Genomic DNA, 21,182 nt, shown 5'->3' on the forward strand with positions numbered 1-21,182 from the left:
GGCACGACATGGGCGAGCGCGATGCGCATCCGGTTCCGGAGACACCCTCGATCGTGACGCTCACCGCGTCCGGCGCGATCGATGCGACCTATCGGATCGCCACGCTCGAACGCGGCGCGTTCACGAGGGCGAGCGGCTATGAGCGCGAACTCAGCGGCAAGGGGTGAACGTCTCGGCCGCCCTGGACCTCGCCGGGGTGCGTACGGCGGCGGTCGTCGTGGTCGGGGAGGACGACCTGGCGTTCGCGCAGCGCTCGGCACACCGCGACCTGCTGCGCATCGTGGCCGTGCCTGGTGCGACGAGGGTCAACACCTCGGTGATAGACGATGCCGGTGCGACCACGAAGATCAACGCCCCGACGCCGCCGATCTCGGGCACGGCGTGGCTCGCGGCACAGGCGGCGGTGACCGAGGCGTGCACCGAGCTCGGGGCGGGATGGGTCGTGATCTCCGGGACCGTGCCCGCCGTCGACGATGCTCCGGCGTCGCTCGTCGACGTCGTGCAGGCCGCGGCGCGCGGTGGTCGCCGGGTGGCGGTCGACACGAGCGGGGCCGCGCTCAGCGCACTGGCGGTCGACCCCGCGGGCATCGCGCTGATGAAGCCCAACACGCATGAGCTGGCCGAACTGATCGGCACGGCGCTGCGGACGATCGGAGACGTCGTGTCCGCCGCCCGGCAGCTGCGGGCACGCGGGGTCGGCATCGTCTACACGAGCATGGGAGCCGACGGCGTCCTTGTGGTGTCGGAGTCGGGCGTGGTCCATGCCAAGGCCGAGGCGCGGGGGCTGGTGAACACGGCTGGCGCGGGCGACGCATCGCTGGCCGGCTTCCTGGTGGGGCTCGGCGGCGAAGGGGGAGGCGAGGCCGCGCTCGCACGTGCGGCGGCGACCGCGGCTTCGTGGGGAGCGCATGCCGTCGCGCAGAGCACGACGATCCTGCGCACCCTCGACGACCTGCCGGCGGCCGAGGTGACCCGCGATCCCGATGCCGCCGTCGAGCTGACCGAACCGGCCGTCTGAGGGAGCCCGCCCGACCCGCTCAGCCGACCGGATGCAGGTGGATGCCCTCGGCGTCGAGCGACACGGCGAGACGGTCGAGTCCGTCGATCACGAGGTCGGCGGGGAGCGCGGAGGGCTCGACCGTCCCGGTGACCGCGATGACGGCGCACCCCGCCGCGCGTGCCGCCTGGATTCCCGCGGTGGCATCCTCGAGCACCAGACACCGCTCGGGGTCGACACCGAGCCGGTCCGCGGCCAGGAGGAAGGGCTCGGGGTCGGGCTTGCCCCGGGGACATCGTCGGACGTCACGAACACCCCGGGGGTGGTGAACCCGGCGGCGCGCAGGCGGGCAGTGGCCAGCGGCGCCGTGCCGGAGGTCACGACGGCGCGCCGGTCGGCGGGGATGCTGTCGTAGAACGCCCGTGCTCCGCGCACCTCGGGGAGGGCGACCGCGTCGGCGAGTTCGAGTTCGAGGATGCGGTCGAGTCCTTCAGCCCGCAACCCGGTCGGGAGCAGTCGTGCGATCAGCGTGCGCGCCGGCTGTCCGTGGTTCTCGTGCAGCGGGTCGGAGGAGACGCCGTAGTGCGCGGCGAAGCGGCGCCAGGCGCGGATGACCGAGGCGGTGGAGTCGACGAGGGTGCCGTCGAGGTCGAAGAGCACGGCGTCGAAGCTGCGGGAGAAGAGGGCGGCATCGGGATCCAGCGGCGTCCTGACCCCGAGATCCGCGAGCACTCTCGCCGACTGCTGGGGGTCGACAGCTCCGCATCGATGCGCACCACGGGGATCGCGGGGGTGCGTGGCGGGGCGTCCGTGCGATGACGGTCCCTCGGCTCGCCGCGCGCAGCCCTCCGCGCGGTGAGCAGCTGCGGGTCGCCCTCGAGGTACACCATGCGCAGCGCGGCGGGTGCGACCGCGGCCTGCAGGCGCGCCCACTCCTCGCCGCCGTCGAGCTCGGTCGTGAACGGAGCGACGAGCACGACACCTCCCGCCGTGGCGACCGCGTCGGCGGCGACCGCCCGCAGCGCGGCATAGCGCCCCTCGCGGATCGTGCGCGCGTGTGGTCCGCGCAGCCAGTGTCCGCCGAGCACCGCGTCGTCGAGGGCGTCGAGGAGGGGGTTCGTTACCGCGTCGAGGTCGACGAGCGGAAGGCGCAGCGACGCCGCGAGCGCGCGGCCGAGGGTCGACTTGCCGCTGCCCGCGATGCCGCTCACGGCGATCGCCAGGGGCTCCGGTGGTTGACAGGTGTCGTTCATACCTCCACCATAGAGGGAGAAGACACCGGTGTCATGGTTGATTTTCCGCGGAACACCGGTGGCGATGAGAAGAGGACCCCATGACCACCCGCACCGCTGTGAACCCCCTCACGACGCTCGAGCGTCGCGCACTGCAGTCGATCACGACGCCGGAGGGCAGCATGCTCATCGTCGCCGCCGACCAGCGCAACGGCATGAAGGCCGCGATCCCCGATGCGCCAGGCGGATCCGAGGCGATCACCCGCGACGAACTGTCCGCGGTGAAGGCCGATCTGGTCCGCCATCTCGCCAGGCACGCACCGGCGATCCTCCTCGACCCCGAGGTCGCCCTTCCGTCGATCGTCGATGAGGGAGTGCTGGATCGTGACACGGCGCTCGTGGTCGGCCTCGACGCCTCCGGGTTCGAGACCGTCGACGGGCTGCGGTACACGCGCTTCGTGCCGGGCGTGACGCCGCGTACCGTGCGCGAGCTCGGCGGCGGGGTCGCGAAGATGCTCTATTACACACGTCCCGACCGCCAGGACGAGAACTCGCGCGTCTTCGACGAGATCCGTGCACTGGTGGCCGAATGCGAGGCCGAGGGGCTGCTGCTCATCGTCGAGCTGCTCACGTATCAGCTCGACGGCGAGAGCGACGAGGAGTATGCGGCCGCATTCCCGTCGCTGGTCGCCGACGGTGCCGCGCTCGCCGTCGCCGCCGGCGCCAAGATCCTCAAGCTGCAGTATCCCGGTTCCGGCGAGGCGAGCGCGGCGGTGACCGCGGCCGCCAAGGGTGTGCCGTGGGCCGTGCTCTCGGCCGGCGTGGATCACGAGACCTTCATCGTGCAGGTGTCCGAGGCGGTCAGCCACGGCGCGGCAGGGGCCATGGCCGGACGGTCGCTGTGGAAGGACAGCCTGTCGTACGATCCCGCGCGCCGCGAGGAGCTGCTGACCACCCGGGCGCTGCCTCGGCTGCGCGAGCTCGCCGACGCGGTCGACGGGCGCAGGTGAGGCCCGGGCGCCGGTAGGGTGGCGGAGGCGACCCCGGCCCGGGGGTGAGGAGGTGCCCGTGACGACCATGCGCGATGTCGCCGCGCACGCAGGCGTCAGCACCAAGACGGTGTCGCGGGTGTTCAACGACGACCCGCACGTGCTGCCGCACACGCGAGCGCTGGTGGAGCAGGCGATGCGCGAGCTCAACTACGTGCCCAACGTTCTGGCGACCACCTTCCGTGCCGGGCGTACGTCGGTCATCGGCGTCGCCGTGCCGGACATCGTCGACCCCTTCTTCGCCTCGATCGCCCGGGCCATCGAAGACGTCGCGCGCGAGCGCGGTCTCTCCACGCTGGTCACGAGCCTCGGCGACGAGCCCGACGACGAACGGGCCGCGATCGAGTCGATGCTCGGTCGTCAGCTCTCCGGCCTGGTCGTCGCGCCTGTCGGCGTCGACCACTCCTGGCTCGACCGCTGGCGGGAGCACACCCCATCGTGTTCGTCGACCGCGCCCCCGTCGGCCTCGAGGCCGACACGTTCATCGAGGCCGATGAGCGCGGGGCGCACGCGGCGGTGCAGCACCTGGTCTCGCACGGTCATACGCGCATCGCCTACGTCGGGGACGCCGTGCATCTGTCGACCGAGGCGAACCGGCTCGAGGGGTGGCGCAGCGGACTGCGTGACGCCGGCATCGAACCCGATGCGCTGCTGGTGCGGTCGCAGGTGTCGGATCGTGAGGCGGCGCGGACGGCCGTCGCGGACCTGCGCGCCCTCGCAGACCCCCGACGGCGATCTTCTCGGCGAATGCGCGGTGTTCGATGGCGCTCGCGGCGGCGCTGCGGGGAGACCCGCTGGCCCTCGTGGGGTTCGGCGACTTCCCGATGGCCGACGTCCTCACCCCGTCGATCACCGTGATCGATCAGGATCCTCACCGGCTCGGAACCCTCGCCGCAGAACGGATCTTCGCGCGCCTCGGCGATCAGGAGCTCGACGCCCCGACGCTGACCGTCATCGATGTGGACCTGGTGGAGCGGGAATCGTGCGGCGGGGTGCTCGGCCTGATCCGCCCCTCGCCGCGAGGGTCGGTCACCCCACGGCGGCGATGCTCGCGCGCGCCCCGTCCGCGATGAGGGACGCCCGCGCCGCGATGAACGCGCTGCGGAGCCGGTCGTCCGCTCCGAGGGTGCCGAACACGGGGAGTGGTCGAGGAACGCCCCCGGCGTCACGGCCTCGGCCACGATCGCGGCGCGGAGTCCCTCGAAACGTCGATCGGTCACGGGCACCGGCATCCCGCCGTCCCCCGCGCGCTCGAGGAAGACGCTCCAGGCCGCGAGCACGAGCGTGGCGCGCTCGATGGGCCCTCCCGCCGCCAGCTGTTCGCGCACCACAGGGAGCAGGAACGTCTGGATGCGGTCGGCTCCGTCGACGACCTGACGGGCCAGGGTGTCGCGCACCGCGGTGCTGCCGAAGCGCTGGAGGAGCTGCTCGCAGTAGTCGTCGAGATCGATGCCCGGTACCGGGCGGAGCGTGGGGATCGCCTCGTGGTGCATGTAGCCGCGCAGGAATCGGACGAAGAGGGGGTCGGAGCACACCTCGTGCACCATCGTGGCGCCCGCGAGGATCCCGAGATAGCTCATCGCCTGGTGCGACGCGTTGAGCAGCCGCAGCTTCATCAGCTCGTACGGTTCGACGTCGTCGACGAGCTGCACCCCGACGGTCTCGAACGGCGGACGACCGAGCGGGAAGTCGTCTTCGAGCACCCACTGCACGAAGGCCTCGGAACGCACGGGCCACCGGTCGGCGATGCCGAACCGCTCCGCCACGATGGCGCGTGTCTCGTCGGTCGTCACGGGGTGATCCGGTCGACCATCGAGTTCGGGAAGGCGACGGTGCTGCGGATCCAGGCGCCCAGAGCCGGATCGATGCGATCCGCGAAGCCCGAGACGGCGGTCCGCGCCGTGTGGCCGTTGCCCTGGATGTTGTCGCATGACATGACGGTGAACGGCGCGACACCCGCCTCACGACGCCGGAGGAGAGCAGCCACGAGGTAGCCGACCGCGCTGCGAGGTGCCTGCAGCCTTCCCTGCGTCGCGTCGTCGAGGTCGGCGCGGGTGGCGGCGTCCTCCGGCGAGAAGGCTCCCGTGGTCTCGTCGATGCCGTATCCCCCTCGGTGATCGTCAGCGAGACGATGCGCGTCCGGGGTCGCACAGGGCCGACAGCACGGCGTCGGGGTCATCCGGTGCGTACAGGTACCTCGTGAGGGATCCGATGACGCGAGCCGATTCGGTCCCGTCCGTGGCTGCGGTGACGAGCGTGTACAGACCGTCCTGGGCGCTGAGCGCATCGCGCATGGCGGCGTCGTGGGGGAGCAGCCCGACGCCGCAGATGCCCCATTCGCGCTCGCCAGCGTCGAGGAGGCGGTCGACGAACATCGCCTGGTGGGCGCGATGGAAGTTGCCGACGCCGATGTGCACGATGCCGCAGCCCACGTCGTCGGGGTCGTAGGAGGGGCGCGCGACCGCGGCGGGGAGATCGTCGAGGCCGTGCGCGCCGAGGGTGGTCGCGGCCGGCTCCTCGGCGATGCGGACGATGAGGTCGGCGCGCTCGCGCGTCGCGTCGACGAGGCGCGCGTTCGGCTCGTCGACGTGGTCCACCCACGCGGTCGCCTCGGCGAGCGGATGCCCGTGGCCGAGGCGCCGTGTCACCAGACGCCGGCGGCGCGTCTCCGCGTCGACGTCGATGTACCAGACCTCGTCGATCAGATCCCGCACCTCGTGCCAGCCGTGGTCGGCGAGCAGCAGGTAGTTCCCCTCGGTGATCACGAGGGGGGTGTCGGCGCGGACGGCGACGGCGGAGCCGATCGACTCCTCGAGCTCCCGATCGAAGACGGGAGCGTGGATCGTCCCCTCCGTCTGTGTGGAGAGGCGCGTGAGCAGGGCGACGTAGCCGTCGACGTCGAACGTGTCGGGGGCGCCTTTGCGTTCGCGCCGCCCCAGGCGCCGCAGTTCGGCGTTCGAGAGGTGGAAGCCGTCCATGCCGACCACGACCGCGCGATCGCCGAGGGCCTCGAGGAGCGCGGCGGTCACGGTCGACTTCCCGGCTCCCGGGGTTCCCGCGATGCCGAGGATGCGACGCCGCCCGTCGGCCGCGAGCTCGCGCGCGCGTTCGGCGAGCGCGGCGATGGTCATGCCGTCTTCCGGCATCGACGAGGGCGGGGTGGGGAGCACGGCTTCGTGGTCTTCCTTCCGGTGATGCGGACATCGGATCGAGGGATCGCTGGGTGCGCGACTTCGAGCACGCTACGCTGTGCATGTCACCGGTGTCAAGGTTTCTGCGACCCCCGTGGCGGACCCCGAACACCTCTCGCTCAGGAGATGACCCATGACTGAATTCCACGGCCGCACGATCCTCGTCACCGGCGCCGGCGGCGGCATCGGAGGCGCCACCGTCCGCCACCTCGTCACGGCGGGCGCCGACGTGCTGGCTGCGGGGCGTACCGCGGAGAGCGTGGCGGCGATCGTGAGCGAGACCGGCGCGACCCCGTGGTGTTCGACCTCGAGGACGAGGACCAGATCCGGGCGGCGATCGAGGGCCGCGATCTCTACGGCGTCGTCAACTGCGGCGGCTGGGGCGGTGAGATCGCGACCCCGATGGACACCGATATCGCCGTGTTCGACAGGGTCATGAGCATCAACGCCCGTGGCTCTCTGCTGGTGACCAAGTACGCGTCGCGGGAGATGATCCGCGTCGGCCGCGGCGGCGCCATCGTCAACGTGTCGAGCCAGGCGAGCCTCGTCGGTCTGGCCGGGCACATCTCGTACGGCTCGTCGAAGGCCGCTCTCGACAACATCACCCGCGTCTCGGCGCTCGAGCTCGGCGGGTACGGCATCCGGGTCAACAGCGTGAACCCCACGGTCGTGATGACCCCGATGTCGGCGTGGTACTGGGGGCGTCCCGACATCGAGGGGCCCTTCCTCGACGCGATGCCCCTGCACCGGTGGGCGACCGAGGACGACATCGCCGCGCCGATCGTGTTCCTGCTCGGCGACGGTGCGGGGATGATCTCCGGGGTCTCGCTCCCGATCGACGGCGGATACACGAGCCGCTAGGCGGATCGTGTCGGCCATGCTCATCTGAGCGTGCAGTATTCTGCAATGAGCGCAGCGGCTAGGCTCTGCTCATGTCTGGAAACACCATTGAACCTCTCCTGAACCGTGTCGCCGTCGTCACGGGCGGCGCGCGGGGCCTCGGCTACGCCATGGCGGAGGCGCTCGCCGCCGCGGGCGCCGATGTCGCCCTCCTGGATCGCCTCGACGCCGTCGGCGACGCTGCCACCGCCCTCCAGTCCGCCTCGGGGCGCCGCTGCATCGGCGTCACCGTCGACGTCACCGACGAGCAGTCCGTCGCCGCCGCGTTCGACGCCGTCGCGGAGGGCCTCGGCGTCGCCGACGTGCTCGTCAACAGCGCGGGCATCACGCTCGGGACGCCGCTGATCGACACCGCGCCCGACGACTGGCGGCGCGTGCTCGACGTGAACGTGACCGGCACGTTCGTCACGAGCCGGGAGTTCGCACGGCGGCACATCGGCGCCGCGCGCGGCAACCCGGCGAGCCTCGTCAACGTCTCCTCGATGTCGGCCTTCGCCGTGAACATCCCGCAGACCCAGGCGGCGTACAACACCTCCAAGGCTGCCGTGTCGATGTTCACCAAGAGCGCGGCTATCGAGTGGTGGCCGCACGGCATCCGCGTCAACGCGATCGCACCGGGGTACTTCGCCAGCGACATGACGAGGGACTTCGTGGCCGAGAACCCCGAGATGGCGGAGGACTGGGTTCGACGCATCCCGGCCGGTCGAATGGGGGAGCCGGAAGAGCTCGGCGACCTCCTCGTCTACCTCGCGAGCGAGCGATCGAGTTACGTCGTCGGGCAGAGCATCCTCATCGACGGCGGATATACCAGCGTCTGATCCTCGGCGGACCATAGGCTGAGAGGCATGCCCGAACTGCCCCTCGGCTCGGCGACCTTCCGAGCTGCCGCCGTCGACCTCGGCGGATCCAGTGGACGCGTGGTGAGTGCGTCCGTCGACCGAGGGCGGCTGCGGATCGATGGCGTGCACCGATTCCGCAATCGCGCGTTCACGGATGAGCTCGGACTGCGGTGGGATGCCCAGCGCCTGTTCCGTGACGCGGTGGCCGGGCTCAGGGCGCTGCGCGCGGAGGGACCGGAGTTCGCCAGCGTCGGCGTCGATGCCTGGTCGGGCGACTACGGCCTGCTCGCCTACGACGGTCTGCTGGACGCGCCGTTCCACCAGCGCGACGCCCGGACCGATCGCAGCTTCCCGGCCGTGGAGGCCCTCCTGCCCGGGGATCAGGCCTTCCGCGAGACGGGCGTCACGGCGCTGCCGATCATGACGATCTACCAGCTCATGGCGGATCTCGACGCGGGGCGGCTCGACACCGTGCGGCGGATGCTGCTGATGCCCGATCTGCTCGCGCACTGGCTCGGCGCTGCGGAGGTCGCCGAGGCCACGAACGTGTCGAGCACCGGCCTCGCTCTGCCCTACGGGCGCGGCTGGGACCATCGCCGGACGGCCGTGCTGGGGCTTCCCTCGCGGATCTTCCCCGAGACGGTGCTGCCGGGCACGGTCACGGGCCGCGTGACCGCGGGGATCCTCGCGCCGGGCGACGCGACCGACATCACGACGGTCGCTTCGCACGACACCGCCAGCGCCGTGGTCGCGGTCCCCGCGCGCGACGAGAACTTCGCGTTCGTGTCGTGCGGCACCTGGATCCTCACCGGGGTGGAGGTCGACCGGATCATCACGAGCGACCGTGCGCGCGAGGCGGGCTTCACCAACGAGCTCGGACTCGACGGCACCGTGCGGTTCCTGCGCATCGCCGCGGGGCTGTGGATCGTGAACGAGTGCATGCGCGAATGGGGGCTGGACGGATGGGGCGCACGCAGCACCGCCGCGCGTCGCGAGCTGCTGGCCCGTGCCGAGGCCGCCCCCGCCACGGGGATCCTGGTCGACACGGGGATCCGCGACTGCTGCGTCCTGGGCAGATGACGGCTCGCATCGCCGAACTGGTCGCCGAGGCGGGCGGTCGCATGCCCGATGATCGCCCCTCCGTGGTGCGGCTCGTGCTCGAGAGCCTCGGCGCCTTCGTGGCGCGTCAGGTCGACGAGGCCGCGGCGCTCTCCGGCGTCGACGTGCGGGTGATCCATCTCGTGGGTGGTGGGTCCGAGTCGCCCATCCTGGCGCAGGCCGTCGCCGACCGTTCGGGGCGCTCCGTGATGGCGGGACCCTCGGAGGCCACGTCGATGGGCAACATCCTGGTCCAGGCGCGTGCGTACGGCGCGGCGCACGGCGGTCTCAGCGACCTGCGGCGCATCGTGCGCGCGTCGACCGAGCTGCGCCCCTACGAGCCGAACCGGCGCTGAGCCTTCGAGGCGAGCTCCGCCTCAGCCGGTGGTCTCGAGCAGCCGCCGCGCGAGCGCCGCGTCCGTGACGAGGGAGTCGATGATCCCGGAGCGCAGTGCGGCGGCGACCGCTCCGGTCTTCGAGGGTCCTCCGGCGACCGCGATGACCTCGGGGATCCCCCGCAGCTGCTCCGTCGACACCGCGAGGGCACGTTCGGCCACCGAGCCGACCACGGCGCCGTTCTCGTCGATGAGCGTGGCGCAGATCTCCGCCTTCACGCCGGCGGCCAGCAGCTCGTCGAGCGCACCAGCGCGCCCGGCGTTGTCGTAGAGCTGCGAGTCGGGTGGACTCCAGGAGCCGATCGCGACGACCGCCTTGGTCACCGAGTCGAACCGTCGGAACGTCTCCAGGATGCCGGGCTCGCGCCGCAGTGCCGATGCGGTGGCGGCCGTCTCGACGAGGAGGGGCGCGAAGATCGCCCGCGAGCGGCCGCCGGAGATCCTGCTCACCTGCCGGATCACCTCGACGCCGTTCTCGGGCGTGGGGGCCGCGACGCCGGCGAGCTGCACCACCTCGCAGGTGGCGAGGGAGTGCAGGTGCCCGGCCATCGCGGTCAGCGTGCGGCCGGCGGTGAGGCCCAGCACATCGCCGTCCGTCACGATCTCGCTGAGGAGGTCTGCGGCGGCGCGCCCCAGCCGATCCTGGATGAGTTCGGGTGTGGTGCCGGGGGTGATCACGGCGAGGGCACGGGTCAGGCCGAATCGTGCGCGCAGCTGCATCGACAGGTCGAGGTCGAGCGAGTCGGGGGCCTCGATCGTGATCTTCACGAGTCCCTGGCCGAGCGCATCCTCGAGCATGCGGGCGATCTTGAAGCGGGAGACGCCGAGCTCATCGGCGATCTCGATCTTCGTTCGGCCGTCGAGGTAGTGCCGTCGTGCGACGTGCGAGATCCGCACCAGTTCATCGGGTCCCATGTCGCCTCTTCGTCTCGCGTCCGTCAGGTCCGTTCAGCATAGCCCTGATTTCTCGTTCGCGCTCATCTGAGCGGCCATTTGTCTCATTCGTCATGCATGACTAATGTCGGTCGAGCAATCACGACTGCACCCTGAGGAGCCCGATGAAGCGCACTGAACTGCCGACGACCATGCGTGCGAGCGTGCTGGTGCGAGCCGGCGAGCTCACGGTCGAGACCCGCCCCGTGCCGGTCCCGCTCCCCGACCAGGTGATCGTCCGGGTGAACGCGGTCGGCATCTGCGGCTCGGATGTCCATTACTTCCACGAGGGGCGCATCGGCGACTTCGTGGTGGAGGAGCCCCTCGTGCTCGGGCACGAGTCGGGGGAGTGATCGTCGCGGTCGGCGACGACGTCGACGACTCCCGCGTGGGGGAGCGCGTGTCGATCGAGCCGCAGCGTCCGTGCCGGGTGTGCGAGTTCTGCCGCAGCGGCCGGTACAACCTGTGCCCGCGTATCGAGTTCTACGCCACCCCGCCGATCGACGGCGCCTTCGCCGAGTACGTCGCGATCTCGAACGACTTCGCGTACACGGTGCCCGACGCGGTGAGCGACGACGCAGCAGCCCTCATGGAGCCCCTCTCGGTCGCGATCGCCGCGATCCAGAAGGCGGGCGTACGCCCCGGCAGCCGCGTGCTCATCACCGGAGCAGGGCCGATCGGCATCGTCACGGCGCAGACCGCGCGGGCCTTCGGCGCCGCCGCGATCGTCATCAGCGACCCGATGGCCGAGCGCCGCGAAGTCGCCCTCCGCTTCGGCGCGACCGAGGCGGTCGACCCGGCGTCCGGCCCGCTCGGCACCGGCTACGACGCCTTCATCGACGCCTCAGGCTCTCCCGTCGCCGTGAAGCAGGGCATCTCCGCCCTGAAGCCGGGCGGCGTCGCTGTCCTGGTCGGCATGGGCGCAGACGAGATCGCGCTCCCCGTCTCCACGATCCAGAACCGCGAACTCGTGGTCACCGGCATCTTCCGGTACGCGAACACCTGGCCGACCGCGATCCAGCTGGTCGCGTCGGGGGCCGTCGACCTCGACGCGCTCGTCACCGGGTCGTTCGGGATCCGCGAGGTCCGAGAGGCTCTCGACTCGGCGTCGCACCCGTCGACGCTGAAGAGCATCGTGCGTCCAGACCGCGAGTACGCGAGGGAATCATGACCGACCTCGGGCGGACGGGCAGCATCACCCTCGACGAGCAGCCCGACATGCTGGCGTGCGTCGACATCCGCAAGGCCTTCGGTGGAGTCCCCGTGCTCAAGGGCGTGGGGCTCCACCTCGAACCGGGCACCGTGACGGCGCTCGCCGGAGAGAACGGTGCCGGCAAGTCGACCCTGATGAAGATCGCCTCCGGGCAGATGAAGGCCGACAGCGGCACGGTCCTGGTGCGCGGCGAGGAGCTGTCCGCCGGATCGTCGCGTGACGCCCATCAGCACGGCATCGCGATCGTCCCGCAGGAGCTCGCGTCGATCCTCGACACCACGGTGTACGAGAACATCTTCGTCGGACGGGAGCTGCGCGGACGCCTCGGTCTCGTCGACCGCCGTCGCATGGCGAGGGAGGCGAAGGAGATGCTCGCCGAGTTCGGCGTCGACATCGACCCGAGCGCGCGTATGGGCTCGCTGCCCGTCGGGCTCCGCCAGATCGTGGAGATCGTCAAGGCCACCAGTACCGGCGCCCGCGTGCTGCTGTTGGACGAGCCGACGAGCGCGATCGCCGAACGCGAGGTCGCCCGGCTCATCGAGAGCATGCGGATGCTCCGCGACCGTGGCGTCGCGATCCTCTTCACCACGCACAAGATGGAGGAGATCCGCGCGATCGCCGACCGCGTCGTGGTGCTGCGAGACGGAGGGCTCGTGGCCGACGAGCCGCTCTCGTCGCTCACCGACGACGACATCGTGACCGCCATGATCGGCCGAGAGCTCGAGGACCTGTTCCCCGACCTGGCTCCGGCAGCCGACGAGGTGGCCCTCTCGGTTCGAGGTCTCGAGTACGCGGCCGCACCGGAGCCGGTCGACCTTCAGGTCCGCCGCGGCGAGATCGTCGGTCTCGCCGGTCTCGTCGGGGCCGGGCGGACGGAGCTCATCGAGGCGCTGTTCGGCGTGCGCGCCTCGTCCGCGGGCGAGATCACCGTCGGAGGCACGCGGGTGCGACGCGGCCGCCCCGCCGACGCGATCACCGCGGGCATGGCCCTCGTCCCCGAAGACCGCAAGGGCGCAGGCGCCGTGCTCAGCATGGACATCCTCGCGAACGCGACCCTGCCGCGCATGGGGCAGTTCTCCGTGGCCGGGTGGCTCAAGGGGCGCAGCCGCGTCGACGCCGTGTCGGAGGTCATGAGCTCGGTGCGCCTGCGCAGCCGCGGACTCGGACAGCTCATGGAGACGCTCTCCGGCGGCAACCAGCAGAAGGTCGTGCTCGCCCGCTGGCTCACCGGCGAGGTCAAGGTGCTGCTGCTGGACGAGCCGACCCGTGGCGTCGACATCGGCGCCCGCAGCGAGATCTACCGCATCATCACCGACCTCGCCGCCTCCGGCATGGCCGTGGTCATGGCTTCCAGCGACATGCCGGAGATCCTGGCGCTCTCGCACCGTGCTCTCGTGCTCAAGGGCGGCGGCGTGGTGGCGGAGCTCGACCGCACGGCACTGGCCCACGCCGACGTGCAGGACCGCATTTTCCGCCTCGCGAGCGGCCTCGACATCTCCGACGCGCCCTCGGGCGCCGCATCCTCCGCAAAGGACGACCAATGACCGACACCCGCACTGCCTCGCAGACCTTCGTGCCGGAGTCCGGCACGAAGCGCTTCAGCCCGACCTGGTTCGGCGACCTCGCGATCCGCTACGCCATGGTGATCGTGATGGTGCTCATCATCGCGTTCTTCCTCTACCGGAGCGCGCGATTCGGCACCGTCGATAATCTGCAGACGATCCTGGTCGCGGCGGCGCCGTTCGCCCTGATCGCGCTCGGGCAGACCCTGGTGATCCTCACCGGCGGCATCGATCTCTCGGTCGGCAGCGTGATCGCCGCTGCGGCCGTGTTCGGCAGCCTCACCGCCAAGGCGTTCCCCGACCAGATCTGGCTCGCGATCGTGGCCGGAGTCGTGGTCGGATTCGTCGCCGGCGCGATCAACGGATTCGTGGTGTCGGTGATCAAGGTGCCACCGTTCATCGCGACCCTCGGAATGCTGACGCTCGCGTCCGGCGTCGCCTACGTCGCGGGCAACGGCGCCCCCATCACGGGGCTGCCCGCCGACTTCTCCCGCATCGCCAACGCGCAGTTCGGTGGACTCACGCTCCCGGTCATCCTCATGATCGTCGGCATCCTGGGGCTCGCGATCATCATGCGGCGCACGACCTGGGGCATGCGCGTCTATGCGATCGGCGGCAACCCCATCGCGGCAGGGATTGCCGGCATCAACGTCGGGCGGACGATCTTCAGCGTGTACGCGATCTCGGGCATGCTCGCGGGCATCTCGGGCGTCATGCTCGCCAGCCGCGTCACGCTCGGCGCGCCGAACCTCGGCGTGGGATACGAGCTCGACGCGATCGCGGCCGTCGTCATCGGCGGGGCAAGCCTGCTCGGCGGGCGAGGCTCGATCTGGGGCACAGCCCTGGGCCTGCTGCTCATCCAGACGCTGAACAACGGTCTCGACATCCTGACCGTCCCCGCCTACTGGCAGAAGGTCATCAAGGGCGTGCTCATCGTCGCGGCGGTCGCCGTCGACGTGTGGGCGACCCGTCGCCGAAGTCGCTGACGACCTTCGAAGAACTCTGCTTCACCGCACCACCCAACGAGAGGAATCCCATGTTCACCAAGAAGAGCCGCATCGTCGCTGCTTTCGCCGTCAGCTCGGTCGCCGCGCTGATGCTCGCCGGCTGCGGCGCCGGCGACCCGAACGCGAACGCCGGCGGAGACGACAGCGGTCAGGAGCGCATCACCATCGGTGTGAGCGTGTACGACATGTCGTCGTTCGTCACCGAGGGCAAGGAAGGCATCGAGCGCTACGCCGAGGAGAACAACATCGAGATCCTGTGGAACTCCGCGGGTCTCGACGTCAACACGCAGGCGAGCCAGGTCGACCAGTACGTCACGGCCGGCGTCGACGCGATCGTCGTCATCCCCGTGCAGGCCGACTCGCTGCAGCCGCAGATCGCCGCCGCGAAGGCCGCGGACATCCCCTTCTTCGACGTGAACGCCTCGCTCAACAGCGATGACCTCACAGGCTCGGTGCAGCCGGATGACGTCGCCGCCGGTGAGCAGGAGGCGCAGATGATGATGGACGCCCTCGACGGCAAGGGCAACGTCATCATCCTGCAGGGCCCGCTCGGCGGCTCGGGAGAGATCAACCGCGGCAAGGGCATCGACAACGTGCTCGCCGAGAACCCCGACGTGAAGGTCCTCGCGAAGGACACCGCGAACTGGAAGCGCGACGAGGCCGTCAACAAGGTCAGCAACTGGATCTCGGCCTTCGGCGACGACATCGACGGCGTCATCGCGCAGAACGACGACATGGGCCTCGGCGCCCTGCAGGCCCTCAAGGAAGCCGGCATGACGGATGTGCCGATCGTCGGCATCGACGGCATCGCCGACGGACTCGAGGCCGTCAAGAACGGTGACTTCATCGGCACGTCGCTGCAGAACGGAACGGTCGAGTTGTCGGCCGGCGTCGCCTACGCCGCCGCCGTGGTGCGTGGCGAGGACGTCAAGGAGAACCCGGTCTACCTGATGCCCGCGATCACGAAGGACAACGTCGACGAGGCGATCGGTCACGTCGTCACCGAGCGCGACGCGTTCCTGAAGAACCTCAGCGAGATGACCAACAAGAACCTCAAGAGCGGAAACATCGCTTACGAAGGTCTCACCGGCCAGACTGAGTGACGGCTGACCTCGAGCCACGAGGGTGCTCCGGCGCCCTCGTGGCTCGAGGCGTCGCAGACGAAGGGAGAACCGGATGCCGCCGACCTATGTCGCGGGCGTCGACTCGTCCACGCAGAGCTGCAAGGTGAGCGTGCACGACCTCGCCACCGGGGAGGTCGTGCGCAACGGTCGCGCCTCGCATCCGTCCGGAACCGAGGTCGACCCTGAGGCGTGGTGGTCGGCTCTCCAGGCGGCGATCGCGGACGCCGGGGGCCTGGACGACGTGTCCGCCATCTCGGTCGCGGCGCAGCAGCACGGACTCGTCGCGCTCGACGCCCAGGGCGACGTCGTCCGCGACGCTCTCCTGTGGAACGACGTCCGCAGCGCTGATGCGGCTGCGGCGCTCGCGGCGGAGGTGGGCGCCGAGGAGTACGCGCGCCGAGTCGGGGTCGTCCCGGTGGCCTCGTTCACCGCCGCGAAGCTGCGTTGGCTGCGCGACCAGGAGCCGGAGAACGCCGCGAGGGTCGCCGCGGTCGCCCTCCCGCACGACTGGCTCTCCTGGCGGCTCCGAGGCTACGGTCCCGCGCGTGCGAGCGAGCTCGGTCCCGATCTCGACGCCCTCGCCACCGATCGCTCCGATGCGAGCGGCACGGCGTACTGGAGTGCCGCGGCGGGCGAATACGACCTGGGGCTGCTCGAACGCGCACTCGGTCGAGTCCCCGCCCTCCCGCGCGTGCTCGGCCCCGCCGACCGGATGGGGGTCACTCTCGGCGGTGCGGTCGTCGGCGCCGGTCTCGGCGACAACGCCGGCGGTGCCCTCGGACTCGGAGCGCGTCCCGGTGACGCGGTCATCTCGATCGGCACGAGTGGGACGGTGTTCGCGGTCTCCGACCTCCCGATCAGCGATCCCCGCGGCGTGGTGGCGGGTTTCGCCGACGGCAGCGGCAACTACCTGCCGCTCGTCGCGACGCTGAACGCGGCGAGGGTGCTCGATGCGATCGCCGGCCTCCTCGGGGTCGATCACGGCGAGCTCGCCCGCTTGGCGTTGGACTGCGCGCCCGGCGCGGACGGGCTCGTCCTGCAGCCCTACTTCGAGGGGGAGCGCACGCCCAACCGCCCGGATGCCACGGCGACGCTCTTCGGCATGTCGCTGTCTTCCACGCGACGCGAGACGCTCGCCCGCGCCGCGATCGAGGGACTCCTGTGCGGGCTCGCCGACGGCCTCGATGCGATCCGTCGCTGCGGAGTGCCCGCCGGACGCATCCTGCTCATCGGCGGTGCCGCGCGCAACCCGGCGGTATCGCAGATCGCCACTCAGGTGTTCGACGTGCCTATCGTGGTGCCGGGCATCGACGAAGCTGTCGCACGCGGCGCGGCCGTGCAGGCCGCGTGGGCGCTGACCGGCGAGCGTCCGTCGTGGACCGACGAGGACGCACGCTCCTTCGCGGCGGACCACCGTCCGCTCATCCGCCAGCAGTACGCCGCCCGGGCCTGAGGGCACGGGCGGCGTACGGACGGCGAGGAGCGGAAGCCGTCAGGCGCCCCAGCCCGCCTGCACTCCGCCGACGCGCTCGGCGGCGATCTTCTGCTGGTAGCCGGACGCGGCGTACGCGGCCATCGGGTCGGCGGCGAGGCCGCGGCTCTCCCGCCATTCGGCGAGGGCAGGGCGGACATCGGTGTAGAAGGCGTCCATGAAGACCGCGTTCGCGGCGAGGACGTCGCCGGACTTCTGTGCGGCGGTGAGGGCGTCGCGGTCGACGAGCAGCGCGCGGGCGGTCATCTCCTGCACGTTCAGCACCGAGCGGATCTGGCCGGGGATCTTGTCCTCGACGTTGTGGCACTGATCGAGCATGAACGCCACGTCGGGGTTGTTCAGACCGCCGCCGCGGATGACCTCGAAGAGGATGCGGAACAGCTGGAACGGGTCGGCGGCGCCCACGATCAGGTCGTCGTCGGCGTAGAAGCGCGAGTTGAAGTCGAACGAACCGAGCTTGCCGAGGCGCAGCAGCTGCATGACGATGAACTCGATGTTCGTGCCGGGCGCGTGGTGGCCCGTGTCGAGGCAGACCATCGCCTTGTCTCCGAGAGAGCTCACCTGGGCGTACGAGGTGCCCCAGTCGGGGACGTCGGTGTGATAGAACGCGGGCTCGAAGAACTTGTATTCGAGCACGAGGCGCTGGTCGTCGCCGAGGCGCGCGTAGATCTTCTGGAGCGACTCCTGCAGTCGGTCCTGGCGACCGCGCAGATCGGCCTGGCCAGGATAGTTCGAGCCCTCGGCGAGCCAGATCTTCAGGTCGCGGCTGCCCGTCGCGTCCATCACGTCGATGCAGGCGAGATGGTGATCGATCGCCTTCTGGCGGATGGCGGCGTCTTCGTGCGTGAGGGCGCCGAACTTGTAGTCGTCGTCCTGGAACGTGTTGGAGTTGATGGTGCCGAGCGTGACCCCGAGGTCTTCGGCGTGCGCGCGCAGATCGTCGTACGAGTCGACGAGGTCCCACGGGATGTGCAGGGCCACCGAGGGAGCGAGCGCCGTGTACGCGTTGACCTGCGCGGCGTCGGCGATCTTCTCGTACGGATCGCGCGGGGTGCCGGGAGTGCCGAACACCTTGAAGCGGGTGCCGGAGTTGCCGAACGCCCAGCTGGGGAGTTCGATGGCCTGCTGCTCGAGGGCGGCCAGGGTGTCGGGCGAGAGGATGCTCACGATGCGCTGCTTTCGTTGTCGGTTGCGGGGGTCGGTGTCATGCCGGCGGCGGCGAGCTGGTCTTCCAGGTGGAACACCTCGGTGAGGGCCGTGGCCGCCTGGTCGGGGCGCCCGTCGAGGCCGACGAAGAAGCGACTCATCTCGGCCTCCCAGCGGGCGGCGACGGGTGAGGCGGCGAGGTATGCCTGGGCGGCTGCGTCGTCATCGGTCTCGTAGTAGCCGATGAGCGTTCCGCCCTCGTCGAGGAACAGCGTGTAGTTCCGGCGTCCTGCTCTGGCGATCTCGGCGAGCATCTCCGGCCACACGGGCGCGTGTCTCGCGAGGTATTCGTCGAGCAGCTCGGGCCGCACGTGGAGGCGGAAGCCGATGCGCGTCATGGGGCTCCTCTGCCGATCGTGACGGGATATTTATGAATCGTTTCAACGCCCATCGTAAGCCGACGGTCCTCGACGCGTCAAGCGGGGCCGCCGGTCGGGCATGGGCTACTGTCGAACCGCAGCGGGGGAAGGCGGATGCGACCGTGACGCACACGCCGAGATCCGCATCCGGCCGGCGGGATCGTGCCGTCGACAGCGACGAGGAGCAGCAGTGGCAGTGAGTGTGCGCGACGTCGCAGCGGCCGCGGGAGTGGCTGTCGGCACGGTGTCGAACGTGCTGAACCACCCGGACAAGGTCGCGCCGGCGACCGTCGCGCGGGTGCAGGCGGTCATCGCGGAGCTCGGATTCGTGCGCAACGACGCGGCGCGCCAGCTGCGCGCGGGGCGCAGTCGCAGCATCGGGTTGGTCGTGCCCGACGCCGGCAACCCCTTCTTCGCCGATGTGGCCCGTGGCGCCGAGGCGCGTGCGGATGAGGACTCGCTCGCGGTACTGCTCGGCAACAGCGACGAGGACCCGTCGAGGGAGGACAACTATCTCGACCTGTTCCGCGAGCAGCGGGTGAACGGCGTGCTCATCACCCCGGTATCCGGCGACGTCGAGAAGCTGTCGCGCATGCAGGCCGCGGGCATCCCGGTCGTGCTCGTCGACCACGAGGTTCCTGGATCGGCCTTCTGCTCGGTGTCGGTCGACGATGTCGAGGGCGGCTTCCTCGCCACACGGCATCTGCTGCAGCAGGGGCGACGTCGCATCGCCTTCCTCGGTGGACCCTCGTCGATCGCGCAGGTCGCCAACCGACTATGCGGCGCTCGGCGTGCGGTCGCCGAGGAGCCGGATGCGACGCTCGAGGTGATCGGGATGCCGGCGCTCACGGTGCTGCACGGCCGGGCGGCCGGCGAGGAGATCGCCGCTCGTGTCGACGCCGAGCGCCCCGATGCGGTCTTCGCCGCGAACGACCTGCTCGCGGTGGGATTGCTGCAGGCGCTGACGATGCTCCGCACGGTGCGGGTGCCGGACGACATCGCCCTCGTCGGCTACGACGACATCGACTTCGCCACGGCCACCGTCGTCCCGTTGACCTCGGTCCGGCAGCCGGCGCAGCTGATCGGTCGAACCGCCGTCGAACTGCTGCTGCGGACGATCAGCGACCCGGATGGCGACTACGAGCGCCGCGTGCGCTTCCGTCCCGAACTCGTCGTGCGGCGGTCCACGACGGGGTGACCCGCGGTCGCGTGGCCGCGGTCGTCAGACGCGCACCGCTCGGGAGTGCGCGCCGTGTCCGAGTTCTTCGGTCTCGAGACCGGGGATGTCGAGCTCTGCGGTCGTGCCGACCGGGACGACGAGATCGACGAGGAGTGCGTCCTGCTCGATGCGCCAGGAGATCGAGGCTTCCCCGTAGGGGGTGAGCTGCACCGCCGCGGCGTGGGTGAGTCCCCCTCCAGGACGTGGGGCGAACCGGATGCGCCTGTATCCCGGGGCCGCGGGGGCGAGCCCGGCGACCCGGCGGTGCATCCAGTCGGCGACCGCACCGAGTGCGTAGTGGTTGAACGAGGTCATGGTGCCGGGATTGACGCTCCCGTCGGGAAGCAGCGCATCCCAGCGCTCCCAGATCGTGGTCGCGCCCTGGACCACCTGGTAGAGCCACGATGGACAGCCCTGCTCCTGCAGCAGCGCGTAGGCGGCAGCGGTGTGGCCCGTCAGGGTGAGGGCATCGCAGACGAGGGGAGTGCCGACGAATCCGGTCGCGATGCGGTTGCCCGCGGCGTGCACGAGGTCGGCGAGACGCGCGCCCGCCGCCGCGCGCTGCGCCTCGTCGGCGAGGAGGTCGAACACGATCGCGAGCGCGTACGCGGTCTGGGCGTCCGAAGACATCGTGCCGTCGGGGTTCACATGGGCGGCACGGAAGGCGGCCGCCACCTCGGCGGCCAGGATGCCGTAGCGCTCGGCGTCGGCCTCGCGGCCGAGCGCGACGGCCATGTCGGCGACGACGCGGGCGGAGCGCGCGAAGTACGCCGTGGCCACGAGGTAGCGATCGGTGCGGGCATCGGCCGGGTCCTGCGGGGGCGCGGCGGGATCGAGCCAGTCGCCGAGCTGGAAGCCCTCGTCCCACAGCCGATCGGGACCCGCGGCGGCGTCGATGCGGTCGACCCAGCGGCGCGCGCTGTCGAACTGCGCCGCCAGGACGCCCTCGTCGCCGAAGCGCTGGTACAGGGTCCAGGGCAGCAGCGTCGCCACGTCGCCCCATGCCGCACCGGGACGGATCGGCGACCAGACCTTGTGCGACGGGATCACCGGGACGAACCACGGCACGGTGCCGTCGGGAAGCTGCTCGGCCTCGACGTCTCTGAGCCAGCCGGAGAGCATCCCCGAGACGTCGAACAGGGTCGACGCCGTGGGGCCGAAGACCTGGATGTCGCCCGTCCAGCCGACGCGCTCGTCCCGCTGCGGGCAGTCCGTGGGGATGTCGACGAAGTTGCCGCGCATCCCCCAGACGACGTTGCGGTGCAGCTGTTCGACGAGCGGGTCGGAGCACGCGAACCACCCCGTGCGCTCGAGGTCGGTGTGCAGCACGCGCGCGGTGAGGGCACCCGCTGCGACATCCGCATCG

At 70.7% G+C, this 21,182-nt stretch carries 20 protein-coding genes and 5 pseudogenes; 16 read left to right on the forward strand and 9 right to left on the reverse strand.

Annotation, left to right across the window (positions count from 1 at the left end; all coding sequences use genetic code 11):
- The first annotated feature begins 8 nt into the window (after nt 1-8).
- Nucleotides 9-167, forward strand: a complete 159-nt coding sequence (locus K1X59_RS04100) for a hypothetical protein (RefSeq protein WP_202045535.1) — start codon at nt 9-11, stop codon at nt 165-167.
- Nucleotides 164-1,018 carry a 1-phosphofructokinase family hexose kinase gene (locus K1X59_RS04105; protein ID WP_220173955.1) on the forward strand — a complete coding sequence of 285 codons (855 nt, stop codon included), beginning with the start codon at nt 164-166 and terminating at the stop codon, nt 1,016-1,018. Before K1X59_RS04100 ends, K1X59_RS04105 begins: the two co-directional genes overlap by 4 nt.
- A 19-nt stretch (nt 1,019-1,037) precedes the next feature.
- Here K1X59_RS04105 and K1X59_RS22735 read toward each other — a convergent pair.
- Nucleotides 1,038-1,609 (reverse strand): annotated as a pseudogene (locus K1X59_RS22735) (HAD-IA family hydrolase).
- On the reverse strand, nt 1,522-2,250 hold the full coding sequence (locus K1X59_RS04115) for an AAA family ATPase (RefSeq protein WP_220173956.1): 729 nt from the start codon (nt 2,248-2,250) through the stop codon (nt 1,522-1,524). Before K1X59_RS04115 ends, K1X59_RS22735 begins: the two are co-directional and overlap by 88 nt.
- A gap of 80 nt (nt 2,251-2,330) precedes the next feature.
- Between K1X59_RS04115 and K1X59_RS04120 the strand changes: the two genes are divergently transcribed.
- The 4 genes and pseudogenes from K1X59_RS04120 (at nt 2,331) to K1X59_RS22750 (ending at nt 4,351) form a co-directional block, all read left to right on the forward strand.
- Complete coding sequence (locus K1X59_RS04120; protein WP_220173957.1) at nt 2,331-3,239, forward strand: hypothetical protein; 909 nt, start codon at nt 2,331-2,333, stop codon at nt 3,237-3,239.
- A gap of 67 nt (nt 3,240-3,306) precedes the next feature.
- Nucleotides 3,307-3,429, forward strand: a pseudogene (locus K1X59_RS22740) (LacI family DNA-binding transcriptional regulator); the annotation flags it as partial.
- Nucleotides 3,430-3,716: 287 nt separating this feature from the next.
- Complete coding sequence (locus tag K1X59_RS22745) at nt 3,717-4,136, forward strand: substrate-binding domain-containing protein (protein WP_220173958.1); 420 nt, start codon at nt 3,717-3,719, stop codon at nt 4,134-4,136.
- Entirely contained in the window at nt 4,040-4,351 is a 312-nt protein-coding gene (locus K1X59_RS22750; RefSeq protein WP_220173959.1) for a substrate-binding domain-containing protein, read from the forward strand. The genes K1X59_RS22745 and K1X59_RS22750 overlap by 97 nt, the downstream gene beginning before the upstream one ends.
- Before the next feature lie 135 nt (nt 4,352-4,486).
- Here K1X59_RS22750 and K1X59_RS22755 read toward each other — a convergent pair.
- The 3 genes and pseudogenes from K1X59_RS22755 to K1X59_RS22295 form a co-directional block, all read right to left on the reverse strand.
- Nucleotides 4,487-4,894, reverse strand: a pseudogene (locus K1X59_RS22755) (mannitol dehydrogenase family protein); the annotation flags it as partial.
- A gap of 173 nt (nt 4,895-5,067) precedes the next feature.
- Complete coding sequence (locus K1X59_RS20765; RefSeq protein WP_258567066.1) at nt 5,068-5,457, reverse strand: hypothetical protein; 390 nt, start codon at nt 5,455-5,457, stop codon at nt 5,068-5,070.
- Nucleotides 5,399-6,448 (reverse strand): nucleoside/nucleotide kinase family protein, encoded by a 1,050-nt coding sequence (locus tag K1X59_RS22295; RefSeq protein WP_309491622.1) that lies wholly within the window; start codon nt 6,446-6,448, stop codon nt 5,399-5,401. Before K1X59_RS22295 ends, K1X59_RS20765 begins: the two co-directional genes overlap by 59 nt.
- Nucleotides 6,449-6,602: 154 nt before the next feature.
- Between K1X59_RS22295 and K1X59_RS04150 the strand changes: the two are divergent.
- From K1X59_RS04150 to K1X59_RS04165, 4 genes and pseudogenes are all read left to right on the forward strand, one after another.
- Nucleotides 6,603-7,330 (forward strand): annotated as a pseudogene (locus K1X59_RS04150) (SDR family oxidoreductase).
- Between the two features lie 71 nt (nt 7,331-7,401).
- The gene (locus tag K1X59_RS04155; protein WP_183151917.1) at nt 7,402-8,187 is read left to right on the forward strand and encodes an SDR family NAD(P)-dependent oxidoreductase; all 786 of its coding nucleotides are present in this window, start codon (nt 7,402-7,404) and stop codon (nt 8,185-8,187) included.
- 27 nt (nt 8,188-8,214) lie between these two features.
- Entirely contained in the window at nt 8,215-9,288 is a 1,074-nt protein-coding gene (locus K1X59_RS04160; RefSeq protein WP_220173960.1) for a hypothetical protein, read from the forward strand.
- Nucleotides 9,285-9,662: an FGGY-family carbohydrate kinase gene (locus tag K1X59_RS04165; protein WP_220173961.1), complete on the forward strand. Its 378-nt coding sequence runs from the start codon at nt 9,285-9,287 to the stop codon at nt 9,660-9,662. Before K1X59_RS04160 ends, K1X59_RS04165 begins: the two co-directional genes overlap by 4 nt.
- Before the next feature lie 21 nt (nt 9,663-9,683).
- On the opposite strand, the gene K1X59_RS04170 is transcribed toward K1X59_RS04165, so the two are convergent.
- Nucleotides 9,684-10,616, reverse strand: coding sequence for a sugar-binding transcriptional regulator (locus tag K1X59_RS04170; RefSeq protein ID WP_220173962.1), 933 nt, complete (start codon nt 10,614-10,616; stop codon nt 9,684-9,686).
- 143 nt (nt 10,617-10,759) lie between these two features.
- Here K1X59_RS04170 and K1X59_RS04175 point away from each other — a divergent pair.
- The 5 genes and pseudogenes from K1X59_RS04175 to K1X59_RS04195 all read left to right on the forward strand — a co-directional run bounded on the left by K1X59_RS04175 (nt 10,760) and on the right by K1X59_RS04195 (nt 16,993).
- A pseudogene (locus K1X59_RS04175) lies at nt 10,760-11,805 on the forward strand (NAD(P)-dependent alcohol dehydrogenase).
- On the forward strand, nt 11,802-13,391 hold the full coding sequence (locus tag K1X59_RS04180) for a sugar ABC transporter ATP-binding protein (RefSeq protein ID WP_220173963.1): 1,590 nt from the start codon (nt 11,802-11,804) through the stop codon (nt 13,389-13,391). The pseudogene K1X59_RS04175 and the gene K1X59_RS04180 overlap by 4 nt, the downstream one beginning before the upstream one ends.
- Nucleotides 13,388-14,395: an ABC transporter permease gene (locus K1X59_RS04185; RefSeq protein WP_202045555.1), complete on the forward strand. Its 1,008-nt coding sequence runs from the start codon at nt 13,388-13,390 to the stop codon at nt 14,393-14,395. Before K1X59_RS04180 ends, K1X59_RS04185 begins: the two co-directional genes overlap by 4 nt.
- Nucleotides 14,396-14,505: 110 nt before the next feature.
- Nucleotides 14,506-15,519: a substrate-binding domain-containing protein gene (locus tag K1X59_RS04190; protein WP_183152753.1), complete on the forward strand. Its 1,014-nt coding sequence runs from the start codon at nt 14,506-14,508 to the stop codon at nt 15,517-15,519.
- Between the two features lie 73 nt (nt 15,520-15,592).
- On the forward strand, nt 15,593-16,993 hold the full coding sequence (locus K1X59_RS04195; protein ID WP_220173964.1) for a xylulokinase: 1,401 nt from the start codon (nt 15,593-15,595) through the stop codon (nt 16,991-16,993).
- Nucleotides 16,994-17,032: 39 nt separating this feature from the next.
- Here the strand turns inward: K1X59_RS04195 and rhaI are convergent, their stop codons facing one another.
- Nucleotides 17,033-18,199: an L-rhamnose isomerase gene (rhaI, locus tag K1X59_RS04200; protein WP_220173965.1), complete on the reverse strand. Its 1,167-nt coding sequence runs from the start codon at nt 18,197-18,199 to the stop codon at nt 17,033-17,035.
- Nucleotides 18,196-18,576, reverse strand: coding sequence for an L-rhamnose mutarotase (locus tag K1X59_RS04205; RefSeq protein WP_183151919.1), 381 nt, complete (start codon nt 18,574-18,576; stop codon nt 18,196-18,198). The genes rhaI and K1X59_RS04205 overlap by 4 nt, the downstream gene beginning before the upstream one ends.
- 211 nt (nt 18,577-18,787) lie before the next feature.
- Between K1X59_RS04205 and K1X59_RS04210 the strand changes: the two genes are divergently transcribed.
- Nucleotides 18,788-19,795, forward strand: a complete 1,008-nt coding sequence (locus K1X59_RS04210; protein ID WP_220173966.1) for a LacI family DNA-binding transcriptional regulator — start codon at nt 18,788-18,790, stop codon at nt 19,793-19,795.
- A 24-nt stretch (nt 19,796-19,819) separates the two neighbouring features.
- Here K1X59_RS04210 and K1X59_RS22300 read toward each other — a convergent pair whose 3' ends face one another.
- Entirely contained in the window at nt 19,820-21,145 is a 1,326-nt protein-coding gene (locus K1X59_RS22300; protein WP_309491668.1) for an alpha-L-rhamnosidase C-terminal domain-containing protein, read from the reverse strand.
- Nucleotides 21,146-21,182 lie beyond the last annotated feature (37 nt).

The organism is Microbacterium sp. Se5.02b (assembly GCF_019464375.1).
Lineage (GTDB): Bacteria > Actinomycetota > Actinomycetes > Actinomycetales > Microbacteriaceae > Microbacterium.